The organism is Rahnella sp. CFA14(1/10) (genome assembly GCF_004195095.1).
Lineage (GTDB): Bacteria > Pseudomonadota > Gammaproteobacteria > Enterobacterales > Enterobacteriaceae > Rahnella > Rahnella perminowiae.
This window is the reverse complement of sequence record NZ_SEWS01000002.1, coordinates 459,774-473,804: the sequence shown is the minus strand read 5'-3', so window position 1 is coordinate 473,804 and position 14,031 is coordinate 459,774. Positions and strand designations below refer to the sequence as shown.

Annotated in this window: 14 protein-coding genes; 9 read left to right on the top strand and 5 right to left on the bottom strand. The window is 51.1% G+C overall.

Annotation, left to right across the window (positions count from 1 at the left end; translation table 11 throughout):
* Positions 1 to 97 precede the first annotated feature (97 nt).
* From EVX52_RS05750 to rnd, 5 genes are all read left to right on the top strand, one after another.
* A complete protein-coding gene (locus tag EVX52_RS05750) occupies positions 98 to 2,011 on the top strand; it encodes an ATP-dependent DNA helicase (protein WP_129951108.1) in 1,914 nt (637 codons plus the stop codon).
* A gap of 197 nt (positions 2,012 to 2,208) precedes the next feature.
* Positions 2,209 to 2,910 carry a tRNA (adenosine(37)-N6)-threonylcarbamoyltransferase complex dimerization subunit type 1 TsaB gene (gene tsaB / locus EVX52_RS05745; protein ID WP_129951109.1) on the top strand — a complete coding sequence of 234 codons (702 nt, stop codon included), beginning with the start codon at positions 2,209 to 2,211 and terminating at the stop codon, positions 2,908 to 2,910.
* Positions 2,911 to 2,972: 62 nt separating this feature from the next.
* Positions 2,973 to 3,605 carry a Slp family lipoprotein gene (locus tag EVX52_RS05740; protein ID WP_129951110.1) on the top strand — a complete coding sequence of 211 codons (633 nt, stop codon included), beginning with the start codon at positions 2,973 to 2,975 and terminating at the stop codon, positions 3,603 to 3,605.
* A gap of 320 nt (positions 3,606 to 3,925) precedes the next feature.
* Positions 3,926 to 5,623: a long-chain-fatty-acid--CoA ligase FadD gene (gene fadD / locus EVX52_RS05735; protein ID WP_129951111.1), complete on the top strand. Its 1,698-nt coding sequence runs from the start codon at positions 3,926 to 3,928 to the stop codon at positions 5,621 to 5,623.
* 97 nt (positions 5,624 to 5,720) lie between these two features.
* On the top strand, positions 5,721 to 6,842 hold the full coding sequence (gene rnd / locus EVX52_RS05730) for a ribonuclease D (RefSeq protein ID WP_129990811.1): 1,122 nt from the start codon (positions 5,721 to 5,723) through the stop codon (positions 6,840 to 6,842).
* A 336-nt stretch (positions 6,843 to 7,178) separates the two neighbouring features.
* On the opposite strand, the gene minE is transcribed toward rnd, so the two are convergent.
* The 3 genes from minE to minC are packed head-to-tail and all read right to left on the bottom strand — an operon-like array spanning position 7,179 to position 8,978.
* Entirely contained in the window at positions 7,179 to 7,448 is a 270-nt protein-coding gene (gene minE, locus EVX52_RS05725) for a cell division topological specificity factor MinE (protein WP_112290033.1), read from the bottom strand.
* Between the two features lie 3 nt (positions 7,449 to 7,451).
* On the bottom strand, positions 7,452 to 8,264 hold the full coding sequence (minD, locus tag EVX52_RS05720) for a septum site-determining protein MinD (RefSeq protein ID WP_013575324.1): 813 nt from the start codon (positions 8,262 to 8,264) through the stop codon (positions 7,452 to 7,454).
* A 24-nt stretch (positions 8,265 to 8,288) separates the two neighbouring features.
* Positions 8,289 to 8,978 carry a septum site-determining protein MinC gene (gene minC, locus EVX52_RS05715; protein WP_129951113.1) on the bottom strand — a complete coding sequence of 230 codons (690 nt, stop codon included), beginning with the start codon at positions 8,976 to 8,978 and terminating at the stop codon, positions 8,289 to 8,291.
* A gap of 136 nt (positions 8,979 to 9,114) precedes the next feature.
* Between minC and EVX52_RS05710 the strand changes: the two genes are divergently transcribed.
* The 4 genes from EVX52_RS05710 to EVX52_RS05695 all read left to right on the top strand — a co-directional run bounded on the left by EVX52_RS05710 (position 9,115) and on the right by EVX52_RS05695 (position 11,913).
* Complete coding sequence (locus EVX52_RS05710; protein ID WP_129951114.1) at positions 9,115 to 9,387, top strand: YcgL domain-containing protein; 273 nt, start codon at positions 9,115 to 9,117, stop codon at positions 9,385 to 9,387.
* A gap of 122 nt (positions 9,388 to 9,509) precedes the next feature.
* The gene (locus EVX52_RS05705; protein WP_129990810.1) at positions 9,510 to 10,673 is read left to right on the top strand and encodes a lytic transglycosylase domain-containing protein; all 1,164 of its coding nucleotides are present in this window, start codon (positions 9,510 to 9,512) and stop codon (positions 10,671 to 10,673) included.
* A gap of 26 nt (positions 10,674 to 10,699) precedes the next feature.
* The gene (locus tag EVX52_RS05700) at positions 10,700 to 11,356 is read left to right on the top strand and encodes a fumarylacetoacetate hydrolase family protein (protein WP_129951116.1); all 657 of its coding nucleotides are present in this window, start codon (positions 10,700 to 10,702) and stop codon (positions 11,354 to 11,356) included.
* Between the two features lie 107 nt (positions 11,357 to 11,463).
* Complete coding sequence (locus EVX52_RS05695) at positions 11,464 to 11,913, top strand: YcgN family cysteine cluster protein (RefSeq protein WP_129951117.1); 450 nt, start codon at positions 11,464 to 11,466, stop codon at positions 11,911 to 11,913.
* 79 nt (positions 11,914 to 11,992) lie between these two features.
* On the opposite strand, the gene iraP is transcribed toward EVX52_RS05695, so the two are convergent.
* Together iraP and EVX52_RS05685 are read right to left on the bottom strand one after the other, a co-directional pair.
* Complete coding sequence (gene iraP / locus EVX52_RS05690) at positions 11,993 to 12,334, bottom strand: anti-adapter protein IraP (protein ID WP_129951118.1); 342 nt, start codon at positions 12,332 to 12,334, stop codon at positions 11,993 to 11,995.
* A gap of 114 nt (positions 12,335 to 12,448) precedes the next feature.
* Entirely contained in the window at positions 12,449 to 13,558 is a 1,110-nt protein-coding gene (locus EVX52_RS05685) for an AI-2E family transporter (protein ID WP_129951119.1), read from the bottom strand.
* Positions 13,559 to 14,031 lie beyond the last annotated feature (473 nt).

Here is a 14,031-nt window from a genome sequence, read left to right as displayed (position 1 = left end):
TCACAAAGCATGAATACGTTGGATTGACAGATGGCGGTGGTAGTCGGGCCGGGGGATTGGCATAATCACTGCTGATCCGTACAGGCAGAGAGACGCAGTGACAGACGATTTCGCAACAGACGGCGCACTGGCGCAGAAAATTGAAGGTTTTAAACCCCGTGAACCTCAGCGCCTGATGGCGCAGGCTGTCAGCAAAGCCATCAGCGGTAAACAAGGGCTGGTGGTGGAAGCCGGAACCGGGACCGGTAAAACCTATGCGTATCTGGCACCCGCATTGCGTTCCGGCAAAAAAGTCATTATTTCCACCGGTTCGAAAAACTTACAAGATCAGCTCTATTCCCGCGATTTGCCCAAAGTTGCCAGTGCGCTGAACTTCAAAGGCCGTCTGGCCCTGCTGAAAGGGCGCTCAAACTATTTGTGCCTGGAACGGCTGGAGCAGCAATCGCTTTCCGGCGGCGATCTGGCCAGCCAGGCACTCAGTGAACTGGCGCATCTGCGTCACTGGTCAAGCAGTACGGAAGAGGGTGATATCAGCACCTGCACCGTGGTGCCGGAAGACAGCTTTGTCTGGCCGTTGGTAACCAGTACTAACGATAACTGTCTGGGTAGTGACTGCCCGCTTTACAAAGAATGTTTTGTGGTGAAAGCCCGCCGTAAGGCGATGGACGCCGATGTGGTGGTGGTAAACCATCATCTGTTTATGGCGGACATGGTGGTGAAAGAGAGCGGCTTTGGCGAGCTGATCCCCGAAGCTGACGTGATGATTTTCGACGAAGCCCATCAGATCCCAGATATTGCCAGCCAGTATTTTGGTCAGCAAGTCACCAGCCGCCAACTGCTTGATATGGCGAAAGACATCACTATTGCTTACCGGACTGAGGTCCGTGACTCTGTGCAATTGCAGAAAAGCGCTGACCGGTTAAGCCAGAGCACGATGGATTTCCGTCTGGCGCTCGGTGAGCCCGGATTTCGCGGCAATCTTCGTGATGTCCTTAGCCAGCCGGCCATTCAGCGCGCCTTACTGTTGCTTGATGACGCGCTGGAACTTTGTTATGACGTGGTCAAACTCTCTCTCGGCCGTTCTGCGCTGCTGGATGCCGCTTTCGAGCGCGCCACGCTTTACCGCAACCGTCTCAAGCGCCTGAAAGATGTGTCGATCCCCGGTTACAGCTACTGGTACGAATGCAATTCACGTCATTTCGTCCTGGCGCTGACGCCGTTGTCGGTGACTGACAAGTTCAGCGAAATGATGAAAGAAAAACCGGGGGCATGGATTTTCACCTCTGCAACGTTGTCGGTGAACGACCAGTTGCATCATTTTACGGAACGGCTGGGTCTGGATGAGGCAGAAACGTTGTTGCTGCCGAGCCCGTTTGATTACGCCAGACAGGCTCTGTTATGTGTTCCGCGCTTTTTGCCCGAATCGAATGTGCAGGGCGGTGCAAAACAGCTGGCACGTATGCTGCGCCCGCTTATCGAAGCCAACAAAGGCCGCTGTTTCTTCCTGTGCACGTCTCATAAAATGATGCGCGAGCTGGCAGAAGAATTCAGGGCCAGCCTGACGCTGCCGGTTTTATTGCAGGGCGAAACCAGTAAAGGTCAGCTGCTGGCGCAATTTGTCGAAGCCGGTAATGCGTTACTGGTTGCCACCAGCAGTTTCTGGGAAGGCGTGGACGTGCGCGGGGACACGCTGTCATGCGTGATTATCGACAAATTGCCGTTCACGTCCCCTGACGATCCGTTGCTCAAAGCCCGTATTGAAGATTGCCGTCTGCGCGGCGGAGATCCGTTTAATGACGTACAACTCCCGGATGCCGTTATCACCCTTAAGCAGGGCGTCGGACGTTTGATCCGTGATACGGATGACCGCGGTGTGATGGTGATTTGTGATAACCGGTTGGTTATGCGCCCTTATGGCGAAGTTTTCCTCAACAGTTTGCCGCCCACACCACGTACCCGTGATCTCACACACGCGATTCGCTTTTTACAGAACGCCGAAGAGCAGAATTAGCCCTTTGTTTATGCTAAGATGCCGCCCCGAAAAAGGCTCTTATACCCGTCATATTTCACGTTGCAGATGCGTTGACTGCGCTCGCTCACCCCAGTCACTTAGTTATCTAAGTTCCCGGGAATTCACGAGCTTGTGGTCTCCCTGCAACTCGAAGTATTTAGGGTATAACTTATTAATCTCCCCGCCTGAGGTCTGGCATGTCCACGCGAATTTTAGCAATTGATACGGCGACAGAAGCCTGTTCGGTTGCGCTTTACAATCAGGGCGAAACGCTCGCTCATTTCGAACTCTGCGCCCGCGAACATACGCAGCGTATTTTGCCGCTGGTGCAGCAAATTCTCGCCGAAGCGGGACTTTCCCTGAAACAACTCGACGCACTGGCTTTCGGCCGAGGCCCGGGCAGTTTCACCGGCGTGCGCATCGGTATTGGTATTGCCCAGGGCTTATCGCTTGGCGCGGAACTGCCTTTGTTACCTGTCTCAACGTTGCAAACGATGGCACAGGGTGCTTATCGCCAGACCGGCGCTGATCGTGTGCTTGCCGCCATTGATGCACGTATGGGCGAAGTGTACTGGGGGGAATTTACCCGTGATGTACAAGGTGTCTGGCACGGCGAGAATACCGAAAAGGTCATCAAACCTGAACAGCTTCTGGCGCGTGCAGGTGAGTTAACCGGGCGTTTTGCCACAGTAGGCACCGGCTGGGAAGCTTACCCAGATTTACTGGGTGAATCGCCGGTGGTGGAATTATTTGATGGCAAAATGTTACTGCCACAGGCGGAAGACATGCTGCCGCTGGCGCTCCGGCTCTGGGAAAACGGTGTTCGCGTTAATCCGCAAGACGCTGAACCGACTTACCTGCGTAATGAAGTTACGTGGAAAAAGCTGCCGGGCCGATAAACGATGGCAACTTGTGCATCAAAAGACGGTCAAAATGAAGAGTTTGCACAGGAGTCATCGTAATGCGTAAGTGGTCTGTTGTTCAGCAGTTATCAGGTATTGCGGGTAAGAAAATGGCGCTGAGTGCCGTGGCGCTCAGTGTGCTGGTATTATCCGGTTGTGTCACGGTACCCGATGAGATTCGGGGTACGACGGCTACGCCGCAAATGAATTTACAGGCCGTACAAGGTGCGCCTGGTTTGTATGTCGGCCAGGAGTCGCGTTTTGGCGGAAAAGTAATCTCTGTGACCAACCTGCAAAACAGGACGCGTCTGGAAATCGCCACCGTTCCGCTGGATGACGGTGCTCGTCCGATTTTAGGGGCGGCATCGCGCGGGCGTATCATGGCCTACATTAACGGCTTTGTGGATCCGGTGGATTACCGTAATCAACTGGTGACCGTCGTCGGGCCTATTACCGGTGTGGAAAAAGGCACCATCGGCCAGACGTCTTATGATTTCGTCACCGTTAATGTCAACAGCTACAAACGCTGGCGGATACAGCAACAAGTCGTTATGCCTCCGCAACCTATCGGTCCGTGGGGCTATGGTTTTGGTGGACCTTATGATTCCTGGGGGCGAGGGTTTGGTCCCGGCTGGGGGCCAGGCTGGTATAACGCTGCACCGGCACGGGTCGAAAACGTCGTCACCGAGTAGACCGCCTCCGCCGCACGGCGCACCGCCTGCTCGTGGCGCACCACGCCCGGCGGCAGTAAAACCGGCAGCGGCACATGGGGTTGTGCTGCTGCCAAAGAAATGACATGAAGAAAAGATCGTTGTTAAGGCGGCTTAATTGCCGCCTTTTTATTTTTCGCCATGGACGGTTTGGCAAAGTCAGGGCGCAGAAAAAGTGACCCGCCTCTCAACCTCGACATTGTTTGAAACGCAACTGGTAAGCTGAGTTAAAATATTGTTAAAGACGTGATAAAACTCGTCGAATAGAGACGGCAACAGAACATGATTTCAGGAGTGATACCTTGGAAAAGGTTTGGCTAAAACGATATCCGGCAGATGTTCCTGAGAACATCGATCCAGACCGCTACAGTTCGCTGGTCGAGATGTTTGAAAATGCCACACTGCGTTACGCAGACAACGCGGCATTTATCAACATGGGCGAGGTGATGACTTACCGCAAGCTCGAAGAGCGCAGCCGTGCTTTCGCCGCCTATTTACAAAATGAACTGGGACTCAGAAAGGGCGATCGCGTTGCCCTGATGATGCCTAATTTGCTGCAATATCCGATTGCCCTGTTTGGTGTATTGCGCGCCGGTATGGTGGTGGTCAACGTCAATCCGCTGTATACGCCGCGCGAACTTGAGCATCAGCTTAACGACAGCGGTGCCAGTGCCATTGTGATTGTTTCCAACTTCGCCCATACCCTGGAAAAAGTGGTGTACAAAACCCAGATTAAGCATGTGATCCTCACCCGGATGGGCGATCAGCTTTCTGCGGCGAAGGGTACCCTGGTTAACTTTGTGGTGAAATATATCAAACGGCTGGTGCCGAAATACCACTTGCCGAACGCGATTTCCTTCCGCACCGCCTTACAGCGCGGGCGTCGTCTGCAATACATCAAACCTGAAATCATTAATGATGATCTGGCGTTCCTGCAATATACCGGTGGAACCACAGGGGTGGCGAAAGGGGCGATGCTGACTCACCGTAACATGCAGGCGAATCTGGAGCAGGCGAAAGCAGCCTATGCGCCATTATTACAGCCGGGGCATGAGCTGGTAGTGACCGCGCTCCCGCTGTACCACATTTTCGCCCTGACAGTGAATTGTCTGCTGTTTCTTGAACTGGGGGGTAAGAGCCTGCTTATCACCAACCCGCGCGATGTCGCGGGGATGGTCAAAGAGCTCGGTAAATATCCGTTCACCGCCATCAGCGGTGTAAATACGTTGTTCAACGCGTTGCTCAATAATGAAGATTTCCGTGAGCTTGATTTCTCCTCGCTGCGTCTTTCGGTCGGCGGCGGAATGTCGGTTCAGAAATCAGTGGCTGAGAAGTGGGAAAAGCTGACCGGTAAACATCTGCTGGAAGGTTACGGGCTGACAGAATGTTCACCCCTGGTGGCGGGCAATCCGTATGATCTGAAACATTACAGTGGCAGTATCGGCCTGCCGGTCCCGTCCACGGAAGTCCGTCTTGTGGATGATAACGGACAGGATGTTGCACCGGGCCAGCCTGGAGAGCTGTGGGTCAAAGGTCCACAGGTTATGCTGGGTTACTGGCAACGCCCTGCCGCCACCGACGAGGTGCTAAAAGATGGCTGGTTATCGACGGGCGATATCGTTACAGTGGATGAGCAGGGCTTCTTACGGATTGTCGATCGTAAAAAAGACATGATTCTGGTTTCCGGTTTCAATGTTTACCCTAACGAAATTGAAGAGGTGGTTTCACAACATGACAAGGTACTCGAAGTTGCCGCCATTGGTGTGCCGGATGAGTCGTCGGGTGAAATCGTCAAAATTTGCGTGGTGAAGAAAGACGCCTCACTGACCAGCGAAGAGCTACTCGCACATTGCCGCCGGTTATTAACCGGTTACAAAGTACCGAAGATTGTTGAGTTCCGCGATGAGTTGCCGAAGTCAAATGTCGGTAAAATCCTCAGAAGGGAACTTCGTGACGAGCAGGTGAAACCTAAAGCCCGTCCGAAGCAGGATGCGGCATAGCAGATTGCCTGTTCAGTCAGAAAGAGTCAGATTCATAACGCCGGCGCTGTCCGGCGTTGTCACGTTATAACGCAGTAATGATTAAGAGAATGACGTTTTGAATTATCAGTTGATCACCACCAATGACGCGCTTGAGCAAGTTTGTCTTCAGGCAAAAGCGCACAGTAAAATTGCGCTGGATACCGAATTTGTCCGCACCCGCACTTACTACCCGCAACTGGGGCTCATCCAGCTATTTGATGGCGAACGTCTGACGCTGATTGACCCTTTGCCGATCACCGCCTGGCAACCTTTCATCGATTTGCTGGTTAACCCTGATGTTATCAAATTCCTTCACGCAGGCAGTGAAGACCTTGAAGTGTTTCTGAATGCCTTCGGGGTGATGCCTTCGCCGCTGATTGACACGCAGATCCTCGCCGCCTTCAGCGGGCGCCCATTATCCTGTGGTTTTGCGCGTCTGGTGGCGGAAACCACCGGCGTCGAGCTGGATAAAAGTGAATCGCGCACCGACTGGATCGCCCGTCCGCTGAGCGAAAAACAGTGCGTCTATGCCGCTGCAGATGTGTGGTATTTGCTGCCGCTGGCCGATCAATTGATGCGCGAAACCCGGGAAGCAGGGTGGATGGACGCTGCACTGGATGAATGCCTTGCCCTGTGCCGGCGTCGTAAAGAGGTGCTGCAACCGGAACTGGCTTATCTGGAAATCAGTAACGCTTTTCAGTTGCGTCCGCGTCAGCTGGGTTGCCTGAAATTGTTAGCCGCGTGGCGCCTTAACCAGGCCCGCCAGCGTGATCTGGCCGTTAATTTTGTCGTACGTGAGGAAAACCTCTGGCAGGTGGCGCGCTATCAGCCAACGTCGCTGGGGGAGCTGGAAGCGCTGGGTCTGAGTGGTCCGGAAATTCGCTATCACGGACGTACGTTGCTGGCGCTGGTGGAAGAATCTCATGCACTGGAGGAAACTGAACTCCCCGCACCGGTTCTGAACCTGATTGACCAGCCGGGTTACCGCAAAGTGTTTAAGGATATTAAAGCACTCATTCAGACTGTCAGTGAGGAAAGCAAACTGAGCGTGGAAATGCTGGCTTCACGTCGCCAGATTAATCAGTTACTGACCTATCACTGGAAGTTAAAAGATAAAGAATCACAGCCGGAATTAATCAGTGGCTGGCGGGGGAAGTTGTTAGCCGAAAGACTGAAAGAAATTTTGAGTAATTACTGATCCTTCTTTTATGAAAGAAAGTGGGTAAGCGTTAAAAAAAGAGCGGGCATATGTCCCGCTCTTTTAATTTTATATTATCCCGATAACGCTTAAGCATAAAAAATGCGTATTAGGCAGTGTAGAGAGAGTAAATTCCAGCCTGAATAAGATGAGTCTTAATCAAATTTATCAATAATAAAAACAAACAGAGGGGAAATGAGCTTCTTACATGGATATATATACAGTGATTATTTGCGGCGCAGAGACAATAACAGAAGGGATCGAGATAAAGGGCAGTAGCCCCCTGCGGTAACAGGGGGCGCTATACTGAAAAAAACACCTGCAAACAAGCTGCTGTCATTTAGGCGCTTCTTCTGATTCAGGCAGGGTGACGTTAAGTTCCAGTACGGAAATATCGTCACCTTTTTGCTCGAACTGAACCTGCAGCATTTCGGGGTCAATCTTAATGTACTTACAGATGACCGCCAGAATGTCTCGTTTCAGTTCAGGCAGATATGATGGTTCACTATCCCCTCGACGCCGTTCGGCTACGATGATCTGTAGCCGTTCCTTGGCTATATTGGCTGTCGATTTTTTGCGGGACAGAAAGAAATCTAACAATGCCATGGTTTATCCCCCAAAAAGGCGTTTCAGGAAACTCTTCTTCTCTTCCTCAATGAAACGGAATGCGCGTTCTTCCCCAAGCAGACGGCTGACAGTATCGTCATACGCTTTCCCTGCATCAGATTCCTGATCCAGAATGACCGGCTCGCCCTGGTTGGACGCACGCAGTACAGACTGATCTTCCGGAATAACGCCGATCAGAGGAATACGCAAGATTTCCAGCACATCTTCCATGCTCAGCATGTCGCCACGGCTGACACGGCCCGGGTTGTAACGGGTAAGAAGCAGATGTTCTTTGATAGGCTCTAAGCCTTGTTCCGCACGACGGGATTTTGAAGACAAAATGCCCAGAATGCGGTCGGAGTCACGAACGGACGAGACTTCAGGGTTAGTAGTAATCACGGCTTCATCGGCGAAATACAACGCCATCAGTGCGCCGGTTTCGATGCCCGCCGGAGAATCACACACGACGAAGTCAAATTCCATTTCGGCTAAATCGTTGAGGATTTTCTCTACGCCTTCGCGGGTCAGTGCGTCTTTGTCGCGGGTTTGCGAAGCCGGAAGAATGAACAGGTTTTCGGTGCGTTTATCTTTGATAAGCGCCTGATTCAGCGTGGCATCACCCTGGATCACGTTAACGAAATCATAAACCACCCGGCGCTCACAGCCCATAATCAGGTCGAGATTACGCAGACCGATATCAAAATCGATAACAACAGTCTTTTTGCCTTTTTGAGCTAAACCGGTAGCAATGGCCGCGCTTGAAGTGGTCTTGCCAACGCCCCCTTTACCCGATGTAACAACTATGATGCGTGCCATGAATGGATTCCTTGTCAAAAGGGCTTAGTTTAAAGGTTGTATGGTTAACACATTATTTAACAGGCTAAGGCGTGCAGCCTGACCGAGATAATCGGCCGGGATTTGATCACTCAGCCAGTATTGCCCTGCGATAGAGACGAGTTCAGCGCCTAGCTGCGTGCAAAAGATCTGACAATTTGCATCGCCTGCGGCGCCAGCCAGCGCTCTGCCTCTCATCATGCCGTAGATATGGATATTGCCATCGGCAATCAGCTCCGCACCTGCGCTGACACTGTTGGTTATGATGAGGTCGCTGTTACGGGCATAAATTTGTTGGCCGGATCTGACCGGGGTACTGACAATGCGGGTTTTAGCCGGGGCATTGTCGGGCACAACAGGAGCCGGTGGTTCTGAGGCGATACGCTGTGCACGGCCTTCACTCAGCAGCGGTAAGCCGGTGCGGGAAAGTGCGCGTTTTTGCGCTTCATCTTTGCAACCACTGATGCCAACAATGCGAAAGCCTGCAGAAGCGACAGCCTGTTGAATGTCTTTCCAGTTTGCTTCACCGTTCAGCGAGGCAACGTTGATAACAACAGGGGCATTTTTCAAAAAAGCAGGCGCTTGCTCCACTTTTTCCTGTAATGCCTGATAAATAACCTCAGGTTGTGAACTATGTAAATGAACAACCGATAAGGTAAAACTGCTGCCTTTTAGTTCTATTGGCGATTGTGACATCTATCCTGACTCAGTCTCAGCAACTCTAAATCCCCGGAATACCACTCGGGGGGCGATATTCCGATGTACGATAAGCATGTTATAGTTACAGTTATATCTAGGCAAGCCACCGTTTCAATAAAATAGAGTTAAAAAAATGCTTTGTGTGATCTATAGAAGTACTAAACGCGACCAGACTTATCTGTATGTCGAAAAAAAAGACGATTTTTCCCGTGTACCTGAAGAATTACTGAAAGGTTTTGGCGTGCCACAATTTTCAATGATGTTAAACCTGGCGAACCGTGAAAAACTGGCCACGGCGGATATTGCTAACGTGCGTCAGTCGCTGGAAGAACAGGGTTATTATCTGCAAGTTCCGCCGCCAGCAGAAAGTTTATTGAATATTCATCTTAACGACGCCAGTAAATAACGTATTCCTGACATTTGTTACGGCAATCCTCGAACTTTCGGACGGCATGACTTGCATTCAGGGTTGTCGTGCTCAAAGCTTAGAGTGATGAATCACTTGCAGAAGTCAAAAGGAAGAAATTGATGAAATTGTCGGCACTGGCCGTGTTAACACCGCTGATCATCCTCAGCGGTTGTGCAGCACAGAAAGCTACATCAGAGCAAACTCCCGCCCCGTCCACTACGGCTAACCCGCCAATTGCCGCCGCACCGGCAGCGCCTTCAGGCAAAACATCTCTGGCTGAACAGGGGCGGGATCCTGCTGAATTTCCGGCTTATGTCGAACAACTCAAAGTACAAGCCCGCACACAAGGGATCAGCCAGCAGACAATAGACAGCACCTTCGCCAACATTCATTTTGTTGACCGCGTGATCAATTCAGATCGCAATCAGCTCGAAAAGAAAATTACCCTCGACGATTATCTGACCCGCGTTCTGCCTGAGTGGAAAATTAAGCAGGGACAGGAGCAGTTTCAGCGTAATTTGCCTGCGCTGACCCGCGCCAGCGACCGCTATGGCGTTCAGCCGCAGTACATTGTGGCGTTATGGGCTATGGAAAGCAGCTTCGGGAAAATACAGGGTAAAGAAGATGTCTTCTCCGCGCTGGCCACACTGGCTTTCGAAGGGCGTCGTGAAGCGTTCTTCACGAAAGAATTTATGTCTGCGCTTAAAATTGTCGATTCAGGACACGCCACCAGCGATATGATGAAAGGTTCCTGGGCAGGTGCGATGGGACAGTCGCAGTTTATGCCAAGTTCTTATCTGACCTACGGTGCTGACGGTAACGGCGATGGCAAAATAGACATCTGGAAAAACACCGATGATGTTTTTGCCTCTACAGCCAATTATTTAGCAAAAGAAGGTTGGAAGGGCGATCAGGGCTGGGGTCAGGAAGTGAAATTACCGGCTAACTTTGATGGCGCTCTGGCGGGGCTGAAAAACAACCAGATGCATCCTGCCAGTTACTGGCAGCAGCGCGGTGTAACGCAGGTTGACGGCAGCCCGCTGTCCTCGACAGCCACCCGTGCATGGATTATCACACCGGATGATACGCAGGGGCGCGCATTCCTGGTTTACGATAACTTCCGCACGATCATGCGCTGGAACCGTTCAACCTATTTCGCCCTGAGTATCGGCATGATGGCCGATGCTATTACGGGCGCTCAGGTGCCGGTGATTTCCGGCGATTCCGCTCCGGCACCTGCTGCACCGTTAGCGCCGGCACCGCATAACCCGTTCAGCGGCTGAAATTCCTAACCTCAAGGAGGGGCTGTATGTACCAACACAGAGACTGGCATGGCGCGTTACTGGATTTCCCGGTCAACAAAGTAGTGTGTGTCGGCAGTAACTATGCCGATCATATTAAAGAGATGGGCGGGAAGAAAGCGGCGGAACCGGTGCTATTTATCAAGCCGGAAACCGCCTTATGCGATTTTCGTCAGCCCATTGCCATTCCGAAGGATCTGGGTTCGGTACATCATGAAATCGAGCTGGCAGTGCTTATCGGCACACCGTTGAAGCAGGCGACGGAAGATCGTGTCGCCAATGCTATCGCCGGTTACGGGCTGGCGCTTGATCTGACGCTGCGGGATTTGCAGACGGCGTTCAAACAAGCCGGACAACCCTGGGAAAAAGCCAAAGGGTTTGACGGTTCCTGTCCGATGAGCGGATTTATTCCGGTGAGCGAATTTGGTGATGCACAACAGGCTGAACTCCGGTTAGAGATCAACGGAGAAGTCCGTCAGGCCGGGAATACCCGCGATATGCTGACACCGCTTCTGCCGCTGATTGCCTATATGAGCCGCTTCTTTACGCTGCGTGCGGGTGACATCATTCTGACCGGTACGCCACATGGCATCGGCCCGTTAAAAGCGGGTGACGAAATTGTGGCTACACTTAATGGTAAACAGGTTAACTCACGCGTGATCTGACGGTGTTTCTCCTCTCCACCGGAGCTGTTTTCCGGCGGCTTTACTTGCATCTGCAGGCTAAAGCGTCTATATAAGCACCCTCATTTTCTCTATACCGGATGCACATCATGACTGAACCCGCTTTTTGGCAGCAAAAAACGCTGTCTGAAATGACCGACGAAGAATGGGAAGCATTGTGCGATGGCTGCGGACAATGCTGCTTGCATAAGCTGATCGATGAAGACACCGATGAAATCTACTTCACCAACGTTGCCTGTAATCAGCTCAACATCAAATCGTGCCAGTGTCGCAACTACGAACGTCGTTTCACGCTGGAAGAAGATTGCATCAAACTGACCCGCGAAAATCTGACAACCTTCGACTGGCTGCCGCCAACCTGCGCCTATCGTCTGATCGGTGAAGGACGCCCGTTGCTCCCGTGGCATCCGCTGCTGAACAAAGCATCAAAATCAGCCATGCACACGGCACAGATTTCCGTACGCTACATCGCTGTGCGTGAAGATGACGTGGAAGACTGGCAGGATCACATCCTGAACAAGCCAAGCTGGGCGAAATAAGCTGATTTTGTCCGTCATCAGAAAGCAAAAAGCCCCGGCAATTTATGGCCGGGGCTTTTTTATTACCGATGCTTTTACACTAGATCCCGGAGTCGGGTGTGACACCGTTCATGGCACTCAGTGCTTCAGCATCCAGCTCCGGATCGGCTTTATCAATCAGCCGGGTTAGTTCAATAAGTGCCTGGAATTGTTCGAATAAAATCGTCGCGTCTGATTTAAGCATCTCATCAGCAGAATCGAGCACTGAATTGATGGCTTTATTGACGCTTTCGATAGTTTCCTGGGGGCCGCCATTTTTACCAAGCGTTAAAAATACTGCACTCAGCAAAAGGGACTGAGCCTCAACCTGAGCGGTAAGTTGCTTGGAATCAGCTTCCATCCTGGAGATCTTTGCGACCATACTTAAGATGATATTTTTCATTCATTGCCCCTTCAGACAAAGAGTATTTGTTGCTTCTTATTTCTACGCCAGGTTATGAAAACTTCATAATCATATTTGGTAAAACTCAGCGGATTGTCGAAGCCGCTGAGAACATCAGGCATCAGGACGCTTTTTCCCTTCTTCGATAAAATCTTCATCAATCTCATCGGTATTATTCTGATGATCTCTGCCGGAAAGAATGTTCCAGCAGGCGATGAATAATGCTGCAATCAGCGGACCAATCACGAAGCCATTGATGCCATACACTTCCATGCCACCCAGGGTGGTGATCAGGATAAGGTAATCCGGCATTTTAGTGTCTTTACCGACCAGTAACGGGCGTAAGACGTTATCCACAATGCCAATCACCACAACGAAGAAGACCACAATAAAGATCCCCTGCCAAAGCATGCCGGACGCGAAGAAATAAATCGCTGCGGGTACCCAGATAATGGCCGATCCCACTGCCGGAATGATCGACAGGAACGCCATCAGCGCGCCCCAAAGCAGACTTCCGTCCAGACCGGCGATGTAAAATGCAACACCGCCCAGCGCACCCTGTACAATCGCCACCACAACGGTCCCTTTTACTGTCGCGCGCGAAACTGCTGCAAACTTCATAAACAGGTGATGCTTCACATAGCGTGACAGCGGCAGCGTGGCGAGAGTCATATTGACCAGATAAGCGCCATCTTTGATCAGGAAGAACAAGATATACAGCATGATGCCGAAACCTACGACAAAGCCGAACGTGCTCTTACCTATCACGAAAACACTCCCGGCAAGATACTGGCTGCCCTGAAGTGCTGCATCAGAAAGTTTTTTCTGGATCTCCGCCGTGCTGTCGAGATCGTTATCCGACAGGAAGTGTCGTGCCCACCGTGGTAAATGGTGGATAAAATCCGCCAGGATCACGGGTAACTGTGTCTGATTTCCCTGCAGTTTGGTGTAAACCGTATTGAATTCAAGCGCCAGCGACGAGGTTATAATCGCCAGCGGTGTGAAGACAATCAGACAAATAATCAAAACGGTCAGCAGAGAGACGATACCGTTACGATCGCCGACAACCTGTTTAAGCCGGTTTTTTAGCGGATTGAAGATGACAGCAAGAATAATTGCCCATAGTACGGAAGAATAGTAAGGCCTTAATACATCAAAAAAAGCCAAAGTTACGATAAGAAGAATCGCAATGAAAAAGCCTTTTGAAAATCCCTTAATGAACATGTTTTTTCCTCTGATAAATCTTTTAGCCCTCGTAGCATAGAATGCATTGAGAAATTTACAAAGGTAGGTTTCTTTTTATGCAGCGCAGCGTGCCGGGAAGGAGAAAATGTGACCTCTGATCAAAACCAACGTCGGGATTAATGGGACTCCGCCATTGCCCCCGCGTTAATACCTTGTCATTCCATTTCCCTTAAATGCCACTGCTGCCTTCTTCCCTGATGTTTAAAGTTTATTTAAACAGGCCGTATAACACGAAACCAGCGACGATCCAGAAGGCGACGCAGGCTCCAACACAAATGACCCAAATGGCCCAGACGGGAAGATTTTTCATTGCACGTTCCAATAATGGTAATAAAACTCACAGAGGCAGAAAGCCCGTGTTGATCGGGCGCTGCAGATAATACATCACGTCTGTTAGGGATAACATCTTCTCCTCCACAGACATAAAAAAAGCGCCATGATAGGCGCTTTTT